The following is a 21,726-nucleotide window of genomic DNA, read 5'->3' as shown; positions in this document are numbered from 1 at the left end:
AGCCGTCTCTATATATGGACCAGATTAGATATCCAGCAGCAGACGGGCCGGGTCTTCCAGCAGATCCTTCATGGTGACCAGGAAGGTTACGGCTTCCTTACCGTCGATCAGACGGTGGTCATAGGACAGTGCAAGGTACATCATCGGCAGAATGACAACCTGACCATTCACTGCCATAGGCCGCTCTTGGATCTTGTGCATGCCAAGAATGGCAGTCTGCGGCGGGTTAACGATCGGAGTGGATAGCAACGAGCCAAAAACACCACCGTTGGAGATGGTAAAGGTACCGCCCTGCATGTCTTCCATGGTCAACTTGCCGGCTTTCGCCTTCTTGCCGAAATCAGCAATGGTACCCTCGACTTCAGCCAGGCTCATGAGCTCGGCATTGCGCAGCACCGGAACAACCAGGCCACGATCACTGGAAACCGCGACACCAATATCCTGATAACCGTGGTAAACGATGTCGCTACCATCGATAGAGGCATTGACGCCTGGCTGACGCTTGAGAGCCTCGGTCGCCGCCTTAACAAAGAAAGACATGAAGCCAAGGCGTACGCCATTGTGCTTCTTCTCAAACATGTCCTTATACTTGGCGCGTAGCTCCATGATCGGCTTCATGTTGACTTCATTGAATGTAGTCAGCATGGCCATGCTTGACTGAGCTTCGACCAGACGCTCGGCGACCTTGGCACGCAGACGTGTCATCGGTACACGCTTCTCGACGCGATCGCCTGCAGCAAAGGTCTGCGCCGGCGCAGCCGCTGCAGCCGGCTTGGCTGCCGGAGCGGAAGGCGCAGCTTTCTTGGCTTCGATAGCGGCTACAACGTCTTCCTTGGTTACGCGACCGCCTTTTCCGGTGCCCTTGATGCTGGCTGGATCCAGACCATTTTCTTCTGCCAGCTTACGAGCGGCTGGCGCCAGAATCGGATCCTCTTCATCCTGAGCTGCAGTAGCAGGCGCAGCAGACGGCGCTACGGCCGGAGCACTAGCGGCTGGCGCAGCAGCTGCAGCACCCTCCTCCACGCGTGCAATGACTTCTTCGCTCAGCACGGTGTCGCCTTCGTTTTTCAAGACTTCGGCCAACACACCGTCAGCGGGAGCCACAACTTCCAGGACAACCTTGTCGGTTTCGATATCGACCAGCAGTTCGTCCCGCTTTACGGCTTCACCAGGCTTCTTGTGCCAAGTAGCGACGGTGCCATCTGCAACCGACTCTGGAAATGTTGGGGCTTTGATCTCGATAGCCATTCTATTGGATTCCTTAATTCGTTTTATGCGCGCGCGTTAACCATTAAAAGCATCGTTCAGCAGTTTTTCCTGCTGCTCGGCATGCATCGAAGCGTAACCAACTGCCGGCGCAGCGGAGGCATCACGTCCTGCGTACTTAAGGCCAATCTCAGGCTTGAGCGCTGAAATGACGCGACGCATATGATGCTGACTGCAATACCAGGCACCTTGGTTCATAGGCTCTTCTTGACACCAAACAATATCCGTCAGATTGCTGTAGGCAGACATGACTTCTGTCAGATCATCCTCAGGGAACGGATAAAGCTGTTCGATGCGTACGATCGCTGTATCTTCACGACCTTCGGTACGGCGCTTCTCAAGCAGGTCGTAATAGACCTTGCCGCTACACATGACCAGACGGGTTACCTTTTGCGGATCGATCGCATCGATTTCCGGTATAACCGTCTGGAACGAGCCTTCAGCCAAATCTTCCAGTGTGGAAATGGCAAGCTTGTGACGCAGAAGCGACTTGGGTGTTAGAACCACAAGTGGCTTACGTAGCGGACGAATAACCTGGCGACGCAACAGATGGTAGATCTGAGCGGGCGTGGTCGGTACGCATACCTGGATGTTCTGCTCGGCACACAGTTGCAGGTAGCGCTCCAGACGAGCAGAGGAATGCTCGGGGCCCTGTCCTTCATAACCATGAGGCAGCAGCATAGTCAGGCCACACAAGCGGCCCCACTTGATTTCGCCACTGGTAATAAACTGATCGATGACAACCTGCGCGCCGTTGGCGAAATCACCAAACTGCGCTTCCCAGATCACCAAAGCATTTGGTGTCGTCGTGGCGTAGCCGTACTCAAACGCCAGTACAGCTTCCTCGGACAGCAAGGAATCGTAGATCTCGAAACTTGGCTGATCTTCGCTCAGATGTTGCAGCGGAACATAAGGCACACCATCCTTCTGGTTATGAAGCACAGCATGGCGATGCGAGAACGTACCACGGCCAACATCCTGACCAGTAATACGAACCGGATGGCCCTCATGCAGCAACGTGGCATAGGCCATGGTTTCCGCGTAGCCCCAGTTGATTGGGAGTCCACCAGCACTCATCTTCTGGCGATCTTCGAGGATCTTGCCAACCTGACGCTGTACAACTAGGCCTTCCGGCAGCTGCAGCAACTTGTTGGATAGTTCCTGCAAAGTCTTCAGGTCAAATCGAGTGTCGTGACGTGCGGTCCAGGCATGTCCCAGGTAGGGGCGCCAGTCAACGAACAGACCTTTGTTCGGCTCCTTGACCAGGCTCGCCACCACATGGCGCCCTTCGTCCAAGGCACTACGATAGTTCTCGAACTGAGCCTGTACTTGCTCGGTGCTCATTACACCAGCCTGTACCAACGCATCCGCATAAAGGTCACGTGTGGTGCGCTGCTTGGTGATTTGCTGATACATCAGCGGCTGAGTACCACTGGGTTCGTCAGCTTCGTTATGGCCACGACGACGATAGCAAACGAGGTCAATGACTACGTCACGCTTGAAATGCATGCGGTAGTCGACCGCCAGCTGTGTCACGAAGAGAACCGCTTCCGGATCATCACCATTCACGTGGAAGATAGGCGCCTGCACCATTTTGGCAACATCAGTTGCATACTCGGTGGAACGGGCATCTTCCTGGCGGTTTGTGGTAAAGCCGACCTGGTTGTTGATGATGATATGCAGCGTGCCACCGGTCTTGTAAGCCCGGGTCTGGGACATCTGCAGGGTTTCCATCACTACACCCTGCCCTGCAAAGGCCGCATCACCATGAATGGAAATCGGAACGACCTTATCGCCGGATTTGTCGCTACGACGATCCTGACGTGCGCGTACCGATCCTTCCACCACTGGAGAAACGATTTCCAGGTGTGACGGGTTAAAGGCGAGCGCTAGGTGAACTTCTCCACCTTCAGTCATTACGTTGGAGGAGAAACCCTGGTGGTACTTCACATCACCGGAGCCCAGCTCAACGATTTTCTTGCCTTCGAACTCATCGAAAAGATCGCGAGGATTCTTGCCTAGCGTGTTAACCAGTACGTTCAAGCGGCCACGGTGGGCCATACCGATTACGATCTCTTGGGCGCCATAGGAGCCGGAGCGCTGGATGATTTCGTCGATCAGCGGAATGAGGCTTTCTCCACCCTCCAGGCCAAAACGCTTGGTGCCTGGATACTTGGTACCCAGATACTTTTCCAAACCTTCTGCGGCCGTTAGGCGTTCGAGCAGGTGTGTCTTGGCTTCGGCGGAATACTGAGGACGTCCACGGACGCTTTCCAGACGCTGCAGGAACCAGCGGCGCTCCTCGGAATCGACAATATGCATGAACTCCGCACCGACAGTGCGGCAATATGTCTCTTGCAGAGCATCCCGTATTTCCCGCAGAGTTGCCTCTTCTTTACCGAAGTACAACTCGCCGGTGCGGAAGGTCGTATCGAGATCTGCGTCAGTCAACCCATAGTGATTGAGTGACAGGTCGGCAGGCGCTTGACGCTGCCACAACCCCAGCGGATCCAGACTCGCAGCCTGATGGCCGCGCATACGATAAGCCTGAATAAGGCGCAGAACTTCGACCTGCTTCTTCTCATGCTCACTGCTAACTGTACCTGCTGAGACAGGCTGGGCACGGCGTTGATTTTTTGCCAGGAGAACGAAGTGATCACGAATCGCTGAGTGCGATACGTCAGGGGAGAAATTTCCATCTGCAGGAAGCTTCTGGAAATAAGAGCGCCATTCCTCAGGAACGGCATTGGGATCGTGCAGATAGAGCTCATAGAGCTCTTCGACATAGGAGGCATTCCCACCTGATAGGTGAGCGCTTTCCCACATCCGCTGCATAACGCTTTCGTGCATTTAAGTCACCCCTCGGTCAGGGACAACACCATCGAGTCATACTGCGCGCCAGAAAGCTATACAGCATTCATTGATGTCCGGGCACCAGCCCGGTTGCCCCTAATATGTATTCAATCAACCGGCAGAGCCTACGCCTTGCAGGTCGCTTTAGAGCACCGACAAAGGATTCTGTTCCTTTGTCGGTGCAAATCGCTAATTAAGTACCGCTCTGAAGCAGCATGCTACGCACATGACCAATTGCTTTCGTTGGGTTCAACCCCTTCGGACATACCGTCACGCAGTTCATGATCGAACGGCAACGGAAGACACTGAAGGGATCGTCCATGGCAGCAAGGCGCTCCTGAGTATGCGTATCACGGCTGTCAGCCAGGAAACGATAGGCTTGCAGCAGCGCAGCAGGGCCCAGGAACTTGTCAGGATTCCACCAGAACGACGGGCAAGATGTAGAGCAGCAGGCGCACAGGATGCACTCGTACAAGCCATCAAGCTTTTCGCGCTCTTCAGGTGTTTGCAGCCGCTCGATAGCTGGCGCAGGCGTCTCGTTTTGCAGATAGGGCTGCACCTTCTCGTACTGCTTATAGAAGATACTCATATCGACCACGAGGTCACGGATGACAGGCAGACCTGGCAAAGGACGAACAACCAGTTTGTTACCTTTTACAACGCTTGAAAGCGGTGTAATACATGCCAAGCCATTCTGGCCATTGATGTTCATACCATCGGAGCCGCAAACACCCTCGCGGCAAGAGCGACGGTAAGAGAACGTAACATCCTGTTCTTTGATCAAGGCTAGGATGTCAAGAACCATCAGATCCTTACCACCGGTCTCGATCTGAAATTCCTGCATGAAAGGAAGTTCATCCTTTTCAGGGTTATAGCGGTAAACACTGACTTGCAACATAACGGCAAACCTCAGTATGTACGAACTTTAGGTTCGAACGTAGGAACTGTCTTCGGAGAGAAATTGACAGCGCGCTTGGTAACACGCTTGTCTTCTGGGAAGTACAAGGTATGGCAGAGCCAGTTCTCGTCGTCCCGCTCTTCAAAATCTTCGCGAGCATGCGCTCCACGACTTTCCTTGCGGGTTTCCGCTGCAATAGCAGTGGCTTCAGCAACTTCCAAAAGGTTCTGTAGCTCGAGTGCCTCGATACGGGCCGTGTTGAATGCCTGGCTCTTGTCTGCAATCTTCACGTTGGCGATTCGCTCGCGCAGCTCGGAAAGCTGTGCGATACCCTTCTGCATGTACTCGCCCGTACGGAATACACCGAAGTAGTTCTGCATGCAGCTCTGAAGCTCTTTGCGCAGAGGCGCTACGTCTTCTCCAGTGCTGCGTTCGTTGACACCAGAAATGCGAGCCAGGGAGTGCTCGATATCACTGGCGCTGGCGTCGCGATGCTCAACACCTTCCTTCAATGCTTTTTCCAAATGCAGACCCGCTGCGCGACCAAAGACAACAAGGTCAAGCAGAGAGTTGCCACCCAGACGGTTTGCACCATGAACCGACACACAGGCTACCTCGCCCACGGCGAAAAGCCCTTCAATGATCTTATCATTGCCATTGGTATCCTGAGTGATCGCTTGTCCATGAATATTGGTAGCGATACCACCCATCATGTAATGGCAGGTCGGAATAACAGGAATAGGTGCCTTGACCGGATCAACATGCGCGAATGTTTTGGACAACTCGCAAATGCCTGGCAAACGGCCGTGAAGCACCTCTTCACCTAGGTGATCCAACTTCAACAGTACATGATCGGCGTCTGGGCCACAGCCATTGCCTGCAATGATCTCCTTGATCATGGACCGAGCAACAACGTCTCGTCCAGCCAGGTCTTTGGCATTAGGCGCATAACGCTCCATGAAGCGCTCGCCATGCTTGTTGATGAGGTAACCACCCTCACCACGGCAACCTTCGGTTACCAGCACGCCCGCACCGGCAATACCGGTTGGGTGGAACTGCCACATTTCAATGTCTTGAACAGGCACACCTGCACGCAATGCCATACCGATACCATCGCCGGTATTGATCAGCGCGTTGGTAGTAGAAGCGTAAATACGTCCAGCACCGCCGGTGGCCAGAACAGTGGCTTTCGAACGAATGTAAACGGTCTCACCCGTTTCGATGCAAACTGCAATGATCCCAACGATGGATCCATCCTGGTTTTTTACCAGATCGACTGCATACCACTCATTCAAGAAGACTGTATTGTTCTTCAGGTTGTTTTGATAAAGGGTATGCAACAGCGCATGACCGGTACGGTCAGCCGCAGCACACGTACGCGCCGCCTGGCCGCCCTTACCATAGTCCTTGGACTGCCCACCGAATGGGCGCTGATAGATACGGCCTGTTTCAGTACGGGAGAACGGGAGGCCCATGTGCTCCAGTTCGAAAACCGCTTCGGGACCCACAGAGCACATGTACTCGATGGCATCCTGGTCGCCAATGTAGTCCGACCCCTTTACAGTGTCGTACATGTGCCAGCGCCAATCGTCATTCGGGTCAGCCGATGCGATGGCACAGGTAATACCGCCCTGAGCGGATACGGTATGGGAACGAGTAGGGAAAACCTTAGTAACAACAGCTGTCTTGTGACCTGACTGGGCCAACTGCAGCGCTGCACGCATGCCTGCGCCGCCGCCACCTACGATGATGGCGTCAAAAGAAAGAGTACGAATACTGGACATGACTCACACACCCCAAAGAATCTGTACGCCCCACACAAAGAAGGCGAACATGGCAACACCACACACAGCCTGGAACAGGAAACGCACCGTCGTGGCGCCCTTGCCCAAGGCCATAGGGGTCAGATAATCGGTAGAGATGGTCCACATGCCTACCCAGGCATGAACCCCAACCGAAACCAAGGCGAGCAAGCTGAAGATTCGCATCCAGCCGTTGCTATACAGCCCATGCCATTGCTCAAACGACATATCGGGGTGAAGCACGACATATCCAAGTAAGAAAAGCGTATAAATCGCAAGAATTACTGCGGATACGCGCTGAGCCATCCAGTCATAGAGACCTGAGCGCGAGAAGTTAGTGACGCTAGTTACCATATCCAGACCCCCACCAGAACGATCAGCACCGCAGATACAATCAATACGATCTGAGAGCCCAATTTGCCGCCTTGCAATGTTTCACCGGCACCCATGTCCATAATCAAATGGCGCACGCCTGCTACTAGGTGGTACAGCAATGCGGACAACACGGCCCAGATCACGAGCTTGACCAACGGATACGCCAGGAACGCTTTCACACGAGCAAATCCATCCTCAGAACTCAGCGACAGGTCGAGCCCATAAAGCAGCGCAGCAAGGCCGATGAAGAGGATAACGCCGGAAATTCGGTGAAGGATCGAGGTGTAAGCTGTGATAGGGAGTTTTATGGTCCTGAGGTCTAGATTTACAGGTCGTTTACTATTCACGGCTTCTTTCACACTGAGAGCCCAAAGTTGCCGGGCTAGTTATTGGGAATTGCTTTAATAGACATCCATTACTGGATTGACAACCGCGCTGGAGAGGCACACAGCCTGAGGCGGTCGGCCATGAAGTATAGACAGTTAGGCTGCTCATGACAACGCACCAATTCCATACAAATAGACTAATGTCGCTGCCCTAAACGGCGCTCAATAGTGTAAGTTATGAGCACGTTTGAAACCTAAGTAATAATTGGCGCAATATGTTCGTAAATTGACTTTCAAATGATTGCCTCTATAGTGGCCCTGGCCCTGCGTGGGGGTTGTATAAATGATTTCAAGCATAAATAAGGAGGCCTTAATGGCTGACAAGAAAGCGCAGCTAATCATTGAGGGCGCAGACCCGGTACAGCTGCCCGTAATGTCTGGAACCCTCGGACCTGATGTGGTCGATGTTCGTAATCTTACGAATGCTGGCGTTTTCACGTTCGATCCAGGCTTTATGTCGACGGCCTCCTGTGAATCGAAAATCACCTACATCGATGGTGATAATGGGATCCTCTTGCACCGCGGCTATCCCATCGAACAACTGGCAGAAAAGTCCGATTACCTTGAGACTTGTTACCTTTTACTAAAAGGTGAATTGCCTAACGAAGAACAAAAGCAGAACTTTGTAAGCATCATCAAGAACCACACCATGGTTCATGAACAGCTCAAGACGTTCTTCAATGGCTTTCGTCGTGACGCTCACCCAATGGCCATCATGTGTGGCGTAGTGGGCGCACTTTCCGCCTTCTATCATGACTCTCTGGATATCCAGGACCCGCATCATCGTGAAATTTCGGCCATGCGCCTGATTGCCAAGATGCCAACCCTGGCCGCCATGGTTTACAAGTACTCCATGGGTCAGCCAATGATGTATCCCGATAATCGCCTGGGATACGCAGAAAACTTCCTTCATATGATGTTCAATACACCCTGCGAAATTAAGCCGGTCAGCCCGGTTCTCGCAAAGGCAATGGACAAAATCTTTATTCTGCATGCCGACCACGAGCAAAACGCCTCCACCTCGACAGTTCGGCTGGCAGGCTCCTCGGGTGCAAACCCATTCGCCTGCATTGCAGCCGGCATTGCAGCGCTTTGGGGCCCCGCTCACGGCGGAGCAAACGAAGCAGTATTGCGAATGCTGGATGAGATTGGCAATGTCAGCAATATTGATAAGTTTGTCGCCAAGGCCAAGGATAAAAACGATCCATTCAAGCTAATGGGCTTTGGCCATCGTGTTTACAAGAACTTTGACCCTCGCGCCAAAGTTATGAAACAGACATGCGATGAAGTTCTTGCTGAACTTGGCATTAATGATCCTCAGCTTGAACTTGCCATGCAATTGGAAGAACTTGCGCGCAAAGATCCTTACTTCATTGAAAGAAATCTTTACCCCAACGTCGACTTCTATTCAGGCATTATCCTAAAAGCAATCGGCATACCCACCAGTATGTTTACTGTGATCTTCGCCCTGGCCAGAACAGTAGGCTGGATCTCTCACTGGCAAGAAATGCTTTCCGGCCCCTATAAGATTGGTCGTCCTCGCCAACTTTATACCGGCCCAACCAAGCGCGATATTAATCCGATTAATAATCGCTAATAAAAAGCCCCGACAGGGGCTTTTTTATTGCCTTAATAAGCCCAAATTAAAAAGCCCGCATCTTACGATGCGGGCTTTTTACTAGACAGTAACTAATTACTGCTTAGCTTGAGCTTCAACTTCAGCTTCTACGCGACGGTTAACGGCACGGCCAGCTTCAGTGGAGTTGTCAGCTACAGGACGGCTCTCGCCGTAACCTACAGCATTTACACGATTGCCAGAAACACCATACTGGTTAACCAGAACGTTACGAACTGCGTTTGCGCGACGCTCAGACAGACGCTGGTTGTAAGCATCAGTACCAACAGAGTCAGTGTGACCTTCTACAGTAGTAGAAGTCTGCGGATACTGCTGCATGAAGTCAGCCAGGTTCTTGATATCGCCATAGCTCTCAGGCTTCACAACAGCCTTGTCAAAGTCGAACTTCACGTCCAGCTCAACGCGAACAACCTCTGCAACAGCCGGGCAACCGTTGGCATCAACAGTTACGTTAGCCGGAGTGTTCGGGCACTGATCGACGTTATCGCAAACGCCATCGTTGTCAGAATCGGTGCACACATCAGCAACCGGCTCCGGTGCTGGTGCAGCTTCCTGACGACGGGAAGAACCACCGAAGTTCACACCCACACCTACGACAGCAGACCATTCACCCTGGTCATCATCGATGTTGTAGTTGCCTTCCAGGCCACCGCGAGCGTACAGGTTCTCGGTGAAGTAGTACTTCAGGCCCGCACCTACGTTTGCGAACGTAGTGTGGTTGCGGCCGTGATGGTCAGCATGCGCATCAGTCAGGGACTGGTGAGCGAAACCGCCAGAAACGTAAGGACGCAGACCTACACCAGGAGTACCCCAGTGGTAGTAGGCATCAAGGGCAGCCAGGCTACCGTGAATCTTTTTGTGACCTTCATCGTGGTCGCCACGTACGTCGTGGTACTCACCATAGGACAGCGCCAGCTCGACGTCGTCAGTCAGGAAGTAACCCACCGAACCGCCATACAGGTTGGCATTGCTCATGTCACGCTGGCTGTCGGTGAAGTAGCGCTTGCCAAACAGCTCGCCCTCTACTGCGCCTTGACCCTGAGCCATGGCGCTCAGAGAAGAAGCGGCGACCAGGGAGCCAATGACGACGCCTAAGGTGCTCTTCAATTTCATCCTATGTATCCCCATCTTAATGATATTAGTGTTCCGGCAATCTCCGGATGCTTTGACAACAAGTTATTCAGAAGTTCATAAAAAACAGTGGACTATGGTGTTACCTAGCCCTCAACTTCTGCTGCGAACTTGTCACGCAGCTTATCCAGTGCCCGCTTATAACGCATCTTGGTCGCACTGAGCCCCATGTGCATGATGTCTGCAATTTCCTGGAACTCAAGCTCCGCCACAAAGCGTAACACCAGAATTTCTCGATCAATCTGATTCACATGGGCTAGCCAGCGATCCAGACCACCCCGCTCTTCCAACTTTGGCGCTTTTTCATCCGAAGCTTCTTCGATCGGCTCCAGACTCAAAGCATCTACCAGACGACGCTTACGACGCTCCTTCCGGTATTGGGTAATGCACTCGTTGTACGTAATGCTATAGAGCCAGGTCTTAAACTTTGACTTGCCCTCAAAGTTCTTAAGTCCATACAGCACCTTCAGCATGACCTCCTGACAGACATCATCTGCATCTCGGTCGTTCCCCAGATAGCGTGCGCATACATTGAACAGCGTACGTTGATACCGCCGCATCAGTTCTTCGTAGGCACGCGTCACATGGAACAACTCGGTATGTGCGCGCTGCACCAGCTCCTCATCAGTGAGCTGGCGGGGGTCATAGGCTGTAGACAAGGTTTCGTTCAAAGCGGACGGTGCCGGACTGCCGTTCAGTGGGCGGCATGATATCCGTCTCACAGCTCGCTGTCGGCAACTTTTTCACTTGTTAGCGAGCCTTTACACGCTGATCAAGAAGGCGCTTGTTTGAAACCGATATCAATTCATCGTCCGCGGTAAGCAGCAACGTTTTCACCGTACCGATCTCTTCGATAACGCCTTCAACCTCATCAATTTGTACGAATTGCCCGACCTCGAAAATTTCTCGCACATAGATTCCAGCCAGGATCTGAGCGACCAGGTCGCGACTGCCCAACCCCAACGCCAATGCGGCTGCCAGACCAAGTGATGCCAACACGATTGCAATAACGGTATTGAGTAGCTCAGTCTTTATTTCAAGCTGCCCGATGGCTACAGAAATGCTGATGATAATGACCAGCGCCTGGGCAACGCGCCCAAGGCCTGCGGAATAATCCAGCCCAACACCTTCAGCCGCGCCATGCACGATTCCATTGACCAGCTGCGCCAGCAGCACGCCTATGACTAGAACCAGAGCAGCGCCAAACACTTTGGGCAAGTACAAGGCCATGACATCAAGCGTAGACGAAACGCGCTGCAGGCCAAGCGACTCTGCAGCCGATACCAGAAAAACCAGCAGAATGAACCAGTAGACGATGCGACCGATCAATGTACTGACAGGAATCTTGATCCCAACCCGGGCCAACATCTTGGTAAGACCAGTCCCGGTCATCAATCTGTCCAGGCCTAGCTTGGCCAAGAGCTTGGAAAGAAGATGATCAAGCAGCTTCGCAAAAAAGAATCCGAGAATAACAACCAGCAAAGCACCCAGAAGATTGGGAATGAAGCCTGCCACCTTGCTCCATAGGGTTGTCATCGCGGACAGGAGGCTTTGCGTCCAGATATCAAATTCCATGATTACTCGGCTTGTTTGTTAGAAGAACGGGAGCTACGAGAAGAGCCACGTACAGGCTTGACGTGCCCCGAGCCATTATTGATAGCCATGAGGACGGCGGATCCCCAACGCCCCATCAGCCCGAACAGATCACCTGCACCCACCTGCCGATTGGCAGTCTTCAGGACGCGATCCAGTCTGTCGTAATCCGTCGGAGCCTCGGCTCCCGACTTGAGCATATCTTTTAATGATTCTTCGAAAGGATCTGGCATAGCGCACCCCTCGCCACTTTCATGCTAGACGGTCGTCCAAAACAGCAAGTCACACTTACAACCACCGCAACCGCCTGAAGAGCCACCACTGAAAGACAGCAATAAGCAGGATGGCACCGCATGCCACAACAAAGCCCATCGAGAATGTCGACCCGGGAATGCCGCCCACATTCATACCAAGCAGACCCGTCACAAAGCTCATGGGCAGGAAGAATCCGGTAATGATGGCAAGCAGATACATGGTCCGATTGGTCCGCTCAGCCACACTGCGCTGCTCGACCTCCTGCAAGAAGCTGACTCGCTCTCGCATAAGCTCAAGCTCCTCCAGATTCCGCGTCAGGCTATTATGAAGCTCACTCCAGTACTCGGCCTCTCCTCCGGCTACCAGCCAGGCTGGTTTCTGGCGCGACAGATCGAAGTAAATGTCGCGCTGAGGAGCCAGATAACGCTTGAGGCTAGCGACGCGCTTGCGCAGACCCAGGATCAGGCTGTGCTCGGGCAGGTTTGTTTCATCTTCTTCTACCCGTTCCTCCATTTCATCGAGCTGTTCAGCAAGCTCAACGACCAGCGTATCGACCCGGCTTGTCATGTAAGTAGCCAGTTGAAGGATAAGCGACCTCGTGTTTTCAGCCCCTATTCCCTCCTCGAGATCCTCTTGGATTTCAGCTGCCGCCTTGAGGGGACGCAAGCGAAGAGAAATAACGCGCTGGGCATCCACATAAACACGCAGCGATACCATATCCTCGGGAACAGCGTTGGGGTTCAGGTTCACGCCGCGTAGAAACAGGAGAAGGCTCTCGCCGATCAAGGGAACGATACGAGGACGGGTGGCCTCTTCCAGAAGAAGATCACAGGCAAACTCATTGAGTCCGCTGGACTGACGAAGCCACTGCTGGGCCTCAGGTACACTTCGGTCCCAATGCAACCACAGGGTTTCGTCGGGCTGCAGGTCAAGAATATCGAGCTCGTTGCGCTGAATCCGGCGGGCACCACCTCGTCCATTCAATACATAGCCATATACGAGGCCGCGTTCGTTACCGCTTTCGTAATCCTGCATTCCAGATTCTCGTTACTCTTTCATTCGCCTGGCATCTCAAGCCGCTGCGAGGAGACGATAATACCGTTGTTATCAGCATACAGATAATGGCCAACTTCAAAAGTGACTCCGCCAAACACAAGGGGTATATCGCACTGCCCTACTTTACGCTTTTCGGATTTTCTGGGATGCGAAGCCAGTGCCTGGATACCCAGGTTGGTCTCAGCCAGTACATCCACATCCCGGACGCATCCGTAAATCACGATACCAGCCCATCCATTGGCTGCTGCTTTTTCAGCCAGCATATCGCCCAGAAGCGCACAGCGCATGGACCCACCGCCATCCACGACCATGACCTTTCCCGATCCGTCTTCCTCGACCCGCTCCTTTACATACGAATTATCTTCAAAACATTTGATGGTGACAATTTGCCCACCAAACGAGTCGCAGCCACCAAAATTACTAAACAATGGCTCTACCACTTGTATCAGGTCGGGATAGGCATCACAGAGATCAGGTGTGACATAGCGCATAGGAAGCCTCTCTCGAGACGTTAAAGGTCGATACCGATACGATCCCGCTCATAGGCAGGATTGAGCAATTTCAGCTCAGGACAGTTGGCGTTGACTGCCTTGCCTGTGTGCACATCGAACTCAAAGCCATGCCTGGGACATCGTATCGAGTCCGAGGTTAAGGCGCCCTGAAACAGTGAAGCGCCCTGATGGGGACACCTGTCTTCAAAAAGGATATGTTTGCCCTCGATGACCATCAGTACGACTGGCAACCCCTTGATCAGGAAGCGCTGACGATATCCTTCCTCAAGATTCAATAACCTTTCAAGCGGCACGAACATGGGCTCTCCTAACGATATCGCCCGCTGCGCATTGGGCTCCTGAGTGAATCCAGGGCTACTATTCAGTCAGTTCGATACTAGGTGCAACATCCTGCTTTTGTGAAGCTTTTTCGATACTGGTCAGCCATTCTGAAATTAGCCCGCTAAAATGCCGATGTGCTTCCCGTGCCATGAAAGGCGAGGCATGACTCATACCGTTTTCGCGGGAAAGAAGCTGACCTAGAGAGATGAAATCCTTATACTGCCCTCCGAAACGGTCAAACAGCATTCGGCACGCCTCAGCGCTCACCAGTGGGTCATTGGCAGCTGCCAGTCCCAGTACAGGTATTGAGAGCGAAGACAATCGCGTTAGCAGCCGGTCCCGCTCGGAGCGACTACTGCCCAGTGCACGCTCATCCTGAAGTGCCTTTAGCAGCACCTTTGGCTCATCCTCAGGACCAACGCCTACTCCATGGCCGGAAATAGTCGAGCGCATTTTTTCCCGCCACGATAGCAGCCCCCACAGACGGTCGGACGTGGCAACGCCCAACAAGCCCAGCGACTTGACTGAGCGCTCGGTCAGCCATTCGTTGAGCACGCCCAAAATAACCGCAAGCCCGCCCTGCCCGTGCCCTATCCAGTGACCCGGCAACCCCGATTGCTCCTCTACAAAGGCTGCAATTGCTGGAAGGTCATAGCTTGCATAGTCAGATAATTGATTGCTCACATACTCCAGGTTGCGTGGTGAGCAGCCATGACCGCGCATCTCGGCAATCCAGACGTCGAATCCGGCATCGACAAGTTCGACACCCAGCCCAATACCGCTCGCGGAATACCACGTAAAACGATTACCAAAGGCACCATGAACGAGGATAACGGGAGGTCTGTAGGGCGCTTGCCGGTTCAGCCGCCCAAGGCGTGTCAGAGACAGTTCAACACTAAGGTCTGAGCTATTGTTGGGCTTGAGAAGGTACACATCTTCGGTTAAGTCCCCGTATAACTCGGCGCGCACGAGCGCAACAGGGAAAAGCTGGCTACTGCTTTGCATAATTACCGTTACATAAAAAGGCGGGGTTAACCCCCGCCTGTGAATGACGCGCTATTTTAAGCCTGTCCCTCGGCCAAGAAGAACCATGTATCAAGCACGGAATCCGGATTGAGCGATACGCTTTCGATTCCCTGATCCATCAGCCACTTGGCCAGGTCAGGATGATCGGACGGGCCCTGACCGCAAATACCAATGTATTTACCGGCCTTGTTACAAGCCGCGATGGCCTGAGCCAGGAGCTTCTTGACGGCTGGATTACGCTCATCGAAAAGATGAGCAATGATGCCAGAATCACGATCCAGGCCCAGCGTCAATTGAGTCATGTCATTAGAGCCGATGGAGAAACCATCGAAATACTCAAGGAACTCTTCAGCCAGAAGCGCATTGGAAGGCAGCTCGCACATCATGATCACGCGCAGGCCATTTTCGCCACGCTTGAGCCCGTAGGTCCCCAACAGATCAACTACTTGGGAGGCCTCTTCAAGAGTACGAACGAAAGGAACCATAAGCTCGACATTGGTCAGACCCATTTCGTTACGCACTTTTTTCATGGCACGGCATTCAAGCTCGAAGCAGTCGCGGAAAGACTCGCTGATATAGCGAGAAGCACCACGGAACCCGAGCATCGGGTTTTCTTCTTCAGGCTCGTACAGTTTGCCACCAATGAGGTTGGCGTACTCGTTGGATTTGAAGTCGGACAGGCGGACAATGACCTTTTTGGGCCAGAACGCTGCAGCCAGCGTGCTAACACCCTCGACCAGCTTTTCGACGTAAAAGCCTACCGGATCGCTATAGCCAGCCGTACGCTTGTCAACGTTTTCCTTGATATCCAGCGGCAGACTGTCGTAATTGAGTAGCGCCTTGGGATGCACGCCGATCATGCGATTGATGATGAACTCAAGGCGCGCCAGTCCAACGCCTGCATTGGGCAATTGGGCGAAATCGAATGCTCGATCTGGATTTCCTACATTCATCATGATTTTGAATGGCAGATCAGGCATGGCATCTACCGAGCTTTGACGGACATCGAAGCTCAATTCACCTTCGTAGATCAGGCCCGCGTCACCCTCTGCGCATGAGACGGTTACGACCTGCCCATCACTAAGGCGCTCGGTTGCATTGCCACACCCCACTACAGCCGGAATACCCAGCTCACGAGCGATGATTGCTGCGTGACACGTCCGGCCGCCGCGGTTGGTGACGATAGCGCTGGCGCGCTTCATGACCGGCTCCCAGTCGGGATCGGTCATATCGGAAACCAGCACATCGCCCGGCATGACGCGATCCATTTCGGAAACATCACGGATGACCTTGACCGGGCCTGCACCGATACGCTGGCCGATCGCACGCCCTTCAACAATGACCTGCCCCTTTTCCTTGAGCAGGTAGCGCTCCATTACTGTTGCACTGGCACGGCTCTTGACGGTCTCGGGACGCGCCTGAACGATATAGAGCTTGCCATCATCTCCATCCTTGGCCCACTCGATATCCATCGGGCGACCATAATGCTTTTCAATGATGAGTGCCTGCTTGGCAAGCTCGGTGACCTCATCATCGGTAATGCTGAAGCGTGCACGCTCGGCAGCCTCAACATCGACGGTTTTGACAGAGCGCCCCGCCTTGGCTTCCTCGCCATAGATCATCTTGATAGCCTTGCTACCCAGATTACGGCGAAGGATTGCAGGCCGCCCCGCCTCTAGTGTGGACTTGTGTACATAGAACTCATCAGGGTTGACGGCACCCTGGACAACGGTTTCACCCAGGCCATAAGCACCTGTGATAAAGACCACATCCCGGAAACCCGACTCGGTGTCCAGTGTAAACATCACGCCTGCCGCCCCTGTTTCGGAGCGAACCATGCGCTGCACCCCAGCCGATAGCGCGACGAGCTTGTGATCGAAGCCCTGGTGTACGCGGTAAGCAATGGCCCGGTCGTTGAACAGCGATGCAAAGACCTCTTTGGCCGCTCGGATGACGTTGTCTACACCGCGTATATTCAGGAACGTTTCCTGCTGACCGGCAAAGGAGGCATCCGGCAGGTCTTCTGCCGTAGCGGAAGACCGCACGGCAACCGCCAGATTGTCATTTCCTGCCGACAACTGTGCAAAGGCCGTTCTGATTTCAGTATCCAGGCGAGCCGGAAATTCGGCGTCCATGATCCACTGCCGGATTTCGGCGCCTGTTTTAGCCAACGCGGTAACATCGTCGACATCTAGCGCGTCCAGAGCGGCATGGATACGGTCATTAAGCCCGCTTTGCTCAAGGAAGTCCCGATAGGCCTGTGCAGTAGTAGCAAAACCGCCAGGAACCGAAACACCCGCACCCGCCAGGTTGCTGATCATCTCGCCAAGGGATGCGTTTTTGCCGCCCACTTGCTCAACATCGTGCACCCCGAGTTTATCCAGGGAAACTACGTACTCGTCCAAGGTGATCTCTCCATATTTGTATTTGTGGGAAAGCTCGTACGCAACTGGCACGCTCACACTGGGTCTTTATTCCAGAATCAGTAGAATTCGTTTTATCGACTGGCTACAGGCGCCAGGTACTTTTAAAAAGTGCCAGTCTCCCGACAGCCTTTACGAAGCACCTTACGATAAAATCAAAAACCACTGTCTCGGGAGTTTCACCCTGATGAAACGAACCGCCTTCTTTATTTCCGACGGTACCGGCATTACTGCCGAAACCCTCGGCCAAAGCTTACTCGCTCAATTCGAGAACATCAGCTTTACAAAACTGACCCGGCCCTATATCGACACCGTGGAAAAAGCCCGGGCCATGGTACAGCAAATCAACAACGCCGCCGTGTCAGACGGTGCGCGCCCTATTATTTTCGACACCATCGTTAACCGGGAAATACGCGCGATTCTCGACCAGTCGAATGGGTTCATGATTGACATCTTTTCCACTTTTTTATCCCCGCTTGAGCAGGAGTTGTGTGCTGAATCGTCATATTCGGTCGGTAAATCACACTCCATGATGCATAACGCCAATTATATGCAACGTATCGAGGCCGTGAATTTTGCTCTGGAAAACGACGACGGCGCGCGTACGCAACACTACGACAAGGCTGATTTGATTTTGGTCGGTGTCTCCCGGTGCGGCAAAACGCCCACCTGCCTTTATATGGCGCTCCAGTTTGGAATTCGAGCAGCGAACTATCCTTTAACAGAGGAGGACATGGAGCGCTTGCAACTGCCTGCCTCGCTCAAGGCACAAAAGAACAAACTATTTGGCCTGACAATCGACCCTGACCGCCTATCGGCGATTCGGCACGAGCGCCGGCCCAATAGCCGATATGCCAGTTTCGCCCAGTGCGAGTTTGAGGTCCGGGAAGTAGAAAGCCTGTTCCGACGTGAAAATCTTCCGTCTATCAATTCAACCCATTTCTCTGTTGAAGAGATCGCCGCCAAGATTCTGGTAGAGAAAGGTGTTGAGCGCCGCCTGAAGTGATACGTCGCGGCAGGCTTCACTGGTTTAGAAAGGGGCCCATGCTAGAATGCGCCCTTTTGACTGACGCACTGTGCCGGAAGCCATCCTCCGCTGGCACATGCCTGGCCTGCACTAGCTTGATGAAATCTTTAATTTATCTACTGTTTAGCGTGCCCCTGCTATGGAGCACCCTGTGCTTTTCAAGCGAGAAGCGAACGTATGGCCTGCATGAAAATGTGTATCTGCCGGAGCTGAATTTACACCTTAAAGCAAAGCTTGATACGGGTGCAGAAACCGCCTCCTTGAGTGCACACCGCATTCATCTATTTACCCGTAGCGGGGAGCGCTGGGTGCGCTTTTCTCTGGCTATTGATCAGGCCCATGACATTACGCTGGAGCGCCCTCTGCTTCGTGTAAGCCATATCAAGCGGCGGCATGCAGACCACACACCAGGGGTCGAACCCAAGATGCATACCAGTCGTCCCGTTATTCCAATGGTTATCTGCATGGGAAATGAGAGGCATACGATTGAGGTTAATCTTACGAACCGTAGCCACTTTGACTTTCCCTTGCTGATTGGCAGTAAGGCACTCAGGCGCTATGACGCCTTGATTGACGTCTCCCGCTCTTATCTGGCCGGTACTCCGGCATGCCCTATTTGAAAGTCGAGTAACCTGCATGCGCTCCATTAATTTGCATCTGAAGATTCTTATCACCGTTCTGGTTCTACTTGGCGTATCCATTACCGCCTACCAGATCTTTGGGCTGGGCATTCCGATCACTCAGGATGAAACAGATGAGTTATGGAGCATCGATGCCAAGGTTACGTTTACTGCCACACCCCACGTGCCCGTCAAAGTACAATTGTTCGTTCCACCCTTGACGCAAGGCTACGTCAGCCTTAACGAGAGCTTTGTCTCCAATAACTACGGCGTTAACGTCAGCCGCATAGAGGGTAACCGGCAGCTGACCTGGTCTGCGCGACGTGCCAAAGGCGACCAGACCCTGTATTACCGTCTGGTTATGACCAAGCGTTTTGGAAGTGACAAGCCACGTGAAGAAAAAGGCCCGGTTACTCGAGACCCTATTGTTCTGCCGGAAGGTCCTGAGCGCCTGGCTGCTGAAGCCTTGATCGCGCCTATCCGTCAACATTCAGCCGATGTGGAAACATTCATCAGCGAAGCCATCAGGCGCGTCAATAACGTCAATGACGACAACGTAAAGTTGTTACTTAATGGCGATACCAGCATCACCAAGCGGGCACAGACCATCGATCTGCTGGTGTCGCTGGCACGTGTACCCCTGGAAAAGGTTCACACCCTGCGCCTTGTCGCCCACATTCAGCAAAATCCGGAACTCTGGCTGCGTAGCTATAACGGCAAGGACTGGATCTATTTCAATCCTGAAACAGGCGAGCGCGGTCTACCGTCCGATCGCATGATCTGGTGGAGCGGTGACGGTCAACTGCTGAACCTCGATGGCGGTCGTAAAGCGAATGTGACGTTCACGCTGGACAGCAGCCAGATGAATGCCATTCGCCTGGCTCAGCTCACCAATTCGAGTGTGGAGACGGCCTTCATGGATTATTCCCTGTACGGCCTGCCCCTCCAGACCCAGCAGACCTACCAGACGATGATCATGATCCCGCTTGGCGTGCTCGTGATTCTCATACTGCGAAATCTTATAGGCCTGCAGACATTGGGAACCTTTACACCGGTTCTGATTGCACTGGCTTTCCGGGAAACCGGCCTGCAGTGGGGCATCGGTCTGTTCACCGTGATCACTGCACTGGGCCTTTCCCTGCGTTCCTACCTGGAACACCTCCGCCTGCAAATGCTGCCTCGACTGTCGGTTGTACTGACGTTCGTCGTAGTCATGATTGCCGCCATCAGCCTGTTCAGTCACAAACTGGGATTTGAAAACGGCCTTTCGGTTGCGCTCTTCCCAATGGTTATTCTGACCATGACCATTGAGCGACTCTCGATAACCTGGGAGGAGCGTGGCGCCAACCATGCTCTCAAGGTCGCCATCGGCACGTTGTTCGCCGGCTCGCTGGCTTATCTTCTGATGAAAATCCCACCGCTGGTGTATTTCGTATTTACGTTCCCGGCCGTCCTGTTGATTCTAGTGGGCTTCATGCTGGCAATGGGTCGTTATCGCGGTTATCGCCTGACGGAACTGGTTCGCTTCAAGGCCCTGCTGAAGGAAGACTGACATGTTCGGTTTGATCAAAACATGGAAGGCCCTTTCGGCTCGCGGAATCATGGGTATCAACCGGCGTAATGCCGATTATGTACTCAAGTACAACAAGCGCAGCCTGTACCCGGTCGTGGATGACAAAATCCTGACCAAACAGCGAGCAATCGAGGCAGGCATCCATGTGCCGGATTTATACGGGATTATCTCGACAGAGCACGACATCGGGAAGATCGATACGATTATTGAGAACCATCAGGATTTCGTTGTTAAACCCGCACAGGGGGCTGGTGGCGACGGCATTCTGGTCATTGCCGACCGCTTTGAGGGGCGATTGAAAACAGTCTCCGGCAAGATGGTTAGCCGTTCGGACATGGAATATCACATCTCCAGCATCCTCTCGGGTCTCTATTCACTCGGTGGCCATAGGGATCGAGTACTCATCGAGTACCGGGTCATCCCTGATGAGCTGTTTCGCAATATCAGCTATGAAGGTGTTCCGGACATTCGAATTATCGTCTTGATGGGCTACCCCGTAATGGCCATGTTACGTCTACCTACACGCCAGTCCGGCGGCAAGGCCAACCTGCACCAGGGTGCCATTGGTGTCGGAGTGGACCTGGCAACCGGACTTACGCTGCGTGGCACCTGGCTTAACGCCAAGATCGAAAAGCACCCGGATACCGCCCATCCTGTAGATGGCGTACAGCTGCCGGACTGGGACGGATTCATGCGCTTGGCGGCTTCCTGTTATGAATTATCCGGGCTGGGTTACATTGGTGTTGACATGGTGCTCGACAAAGATAAAGGACCTCTGATTCTTGAACTCAATGCACGGCCTGGCCTGAATATTCAGATTGCCAATGACAGCGGACTTACCTTGCGAGCTCAGGCAGTAGAGGCTCGTCTCGCCGAAATGCAGACCCAGGGTATCGTTGAAACAGCGGAAGAGCGTGTAGCCTTTTCTCAACGATTATTCGGTCATGTCTCCTCATCTACCATAACTCGCTGA

20 protein-coding genes are annotated in these 21,726 nt (G+C 53.2%); 5 read left to right on the top strand and 15 right to left on the bottom strand.

The features are described from left to right. Positions 1-24: 24 nt before the first annotated feature. The 6 genes from odhB to sdhC all read right to left on the bottom strand — a co-directional run bounded on the left by odhB (position 25) and on the right by sdhC (position 7,553). Positions 25-1,248 (bottom strand): 2-oxoglutarate dehydrogenase complex dihydrolipoyllysine-residue succinyltransferase, encoded by a 1,224-nt coding sequence (gene odhB / locus AC4LF3_RS07360; protein ID WP_010797806.1) that lies wholly within the window; start codon positions 1,246-1,248, stop codon positions 25-27. Positions 1,249-1,284: 36 nt separating this feature from the next. Continuing rightward, positions 1,285-4,116: a 2-oxoglutarate dehydrogenase E1 component gene (locus AC4LF3_RS07355; protein ID WP_125887834.1), complete on the bottom strand. Its 2,832-nt coding sequence runs from the start codon at positions 4,114-4,116 to the stop codon at positions 1,285-1,287. 196 nt (positions 4,117-4,312) lie between these two features. After that, the gene (locus AC4LF3_RS07350) at positions 4,313-5,017 is read right to left on the bottom strand and encodes a succinate dehydrogenase iron-sulfur subunit (RefSeq protein ID WP_010797804.1); all 705 of its coding nucleotides are present in this window, start codon (positions 5,015-5,017) and stop codon (positions 4,313-4,315) included. An 11-nt stretch (positions 5,018-5,028) separates the two neighbouring features. Then, positions 5,029-6,801, bottom strand: a complete 1,773-nt coding sequence (sdhA, locus tag AC4LF3_RS07345) for a succinate dehydrogenase flavoprotein subunit (protein WP_010797803.1) — start codon at positions 6,799-6,801, stop codon at positions 5,029-5,031. A gap of 3 nt (positions 6,802-6,804) precedes the next feature. Next, positions 6,805-7,173 carry a succinate dehydrogenase, hydrophobic membrane anchor protein gene (gene sdhD, locus AC4LF3_RS07340; RefSeq protein WP_010797802.1) on the bottom strand — a complete coding sequence of 123 codons (369 nt, stop codon included), beginning with the start codon at positions 7,171-7,173 and terminating at the stop codon, positions 6,805-6,807. Continuing rightward, positions 7,167-7,553, bottom strand: coding sequence for a succinate dehydrogenase, cytochrome b556 subunit (gene sdhC / locus AC4LF3_RS07335; protein ID WP_010797801.1), 387 nt, complete (start codon positions 7,551-7,553; stop codon positions 7,167-7,169). The genes sdhD and sdhC overlap by 7 nt, the downstream gene beginning before the upstream one ends. Positions 7,554-7,893: 340 nt before the next feature. Between sdhC and gltA the strand changes: the two genes are divergently transcribed. After that, the gene (gltA, locus tag AC4LF3_RS07330) at positions 7,894-9,177 is read left to right on the top strand and encodes a citrate synthase (protein ID WP_491835021.1); all 1,284 of its coding nucleotides are present in this window, start codon (positions 7,894-7,896) and stop codon (positions 9,175-9,177) included. Positions 9,178-9,273: 96 nt separating this feature from the next. Here gltA and AC4LF3_RS07325 read toward each other — a convergent pair whose 3' ends face one another. From AC4LF3_RS07325 to ppsA, 9 genes are all read right to left on the bottom strand, one after another. Beyond that, complete coding sequence (locus AC4LF3_RS07325; RefSeq protein ID WP_074827376.1) at positions 9,274-10,329, bottom strand: OmpA family protein; 1,056 nt, start codon at positions 10,327-10,329, stop codon at positions 9,274-9,276. Between the two features lie 104 nt (positions 10,330-10,433). Continuing rightward, positions 10,434-11,018: an RNA polymerase sigma factor SigX gene (gene sigX, locus AC4LF3_RS07320; RefSeq protein WP_019365377.1), complete on the bottom strand. Its 585-nt coding sequence runs from the start codon at positions 11,016-11,018 to the stop codon at positions 10,434-10,436. A gap of 79 nt (positions 11,019-11,097) precedes the next feature. Then, a complete protein-coding gene (locus tag AC4LF3_RS07315) occupies positions 11,098-11,922 on the bottom strand; it encodes a mechanosensitive ion channel family protein (RefSeq protein WP_286788200.1) in 825 nt (274 codons plus the stop codon). A gap of 2 nt (positions 11,923-11,924) precedes the next feature. Beyond that, the gene (locus tag AC4LF3_RS07310; protein ID WP_010797796.1) at positions 11,925-12,173 is read right to left on the bottom strand and encodes a hypothetical protein; all 249 of its coding nucleotides are present in this window, start codon (positions 12,171-12,173) and stop codon (positions 11,925-11,927) included. Between the two features lie 55 nt (positions 12,174-12,228). Next, positions 12,229-13,230 carry a zinc transporter ZntB gene (locus AC4LF3_RS07305; RefSeq protein ID WP_125887833.1) on the bottom strand — a complete coding sequence of 334 codons (1,002 nt, stop codon included), beginning with the start codon at positions 13,228-13,230 and terminating at the stop codon, positions 12,229-12,231. Positions 13,231-13,250: 20 nt separating this feature from the next. After that, positions 13,251-13,742 carry a ribonuclease E activity regulator RraA gene (gene rraA / locus AC4LF3_RS07300; protein ID WP_491835020.1) on the bottom strand — a complete coding sequence of 164 codons (492 nt, stop codon included), beginning with the start codon at positions 13,740-13,742 and terminating at the stop codon, positions 13,251-13,253. 20 nt (positions 13,743-13,762) lie between these two features. Then, positions 13,763-14,062, bottom strand: coding sequence for a Rieske (2Fe-2S) protein (locus tag AC4LF3_RS07295; RefSeq protein ID WP_150347696.1), 300 nt, complete (start codon positions 14,060-14,062; stop codon positions 13,763-13,765). A gap of 58 nt (positions 14,063-14,120) precedes the next feature. Continuing rightward, positions 14,121-15,089: an alpha/beta hydrolase gene (locus AC4LF3_RS07290; RefSeq protein ID WP_125887831.1), complete on the bottom strand. Its 969-nt coding sequence runs from the start codon at positions 15,087-15,089 to the stop codon at positions 14,121-14,123. Positions 15,090-15,145: 56 nt separating this feature from the next. Then, positions 15,146-17,515, bottom strand: coding sequence for a phosphoenolpyruvate synthase (gene ppsA, locus AC4LF3_RS07285; RefSeq protein ID WP_074827387.1), 2,370 nt, complete (start codon positions 17,513-17,515; stop codon positions 15,146-15,148). 205 nt (positions 17,516-17,720) lie between these two features. On the opposite strand from ppsA, the gene ppsR reads away from it, so the two are divergent. The 4 genes from ppsR to AC4LF3_RS07265 all read left to right on the top strand — a co-directional run bounded on the left by ppsR (position 17,721) and on the right by AC4LF3_RS07265 (position 21,726). Then, positions 17,721-18,539, top strand: coding sequence for a posphoenolpyruvate synthetase regulatory kinase/phosphorylase PpsR (ppsR, locus tag AC4LF3_RS07280; RefSeq protein WP_010797790.1), 819 nt, complete (start codon positions 17,721-17,723; stop codon positions 18,537-18,539). A gap of 119 nt (positions 18,540-18,658) precedes the next feature. After that, positions 18,659-19,180, top strand: coding sequence for an ATP-dependent zinc protease family protein (locus AC4LF3_RS07275; protein WP_051370192.1), 522 nt, complete (start codon positions 18,659-18,661; stop codon positions 19,178-19,180). A gap of 16 nt (positions 19,181-19,196) precedes the next feature. Beyond that, a complete protein-coding gene (gene rloB / locus AC4LF3_RS07270; protein ID WP_010797788.1) occupies positions 19,197-20,732 on the top strand; it encodes an osmotic stress tolerance membrane protein RloB in 1,536 nt (511 codons plus the stop codon). Position 20,733: 1 nt separating this feature from the next. Continuing rightward, complete coding sequence (locus tag AC4LF3_RS07265) at positions 20,734-21,726, top strand: alpha-L-glutamate ligase-like protein (protein ID WP_491835019.1); 993 nt, start codon at positions 20,734-20,736, stop codon at positions 21,724-21,726.

The sequence above is a fragment of the Pseudomonas sp. C2.3V genome, from assembly GCF_058536325.1.
Note: the sequence above shows the minus strand (reverse complement) of the source record. Positions and strands in the feature narration are given on the sequence as shown.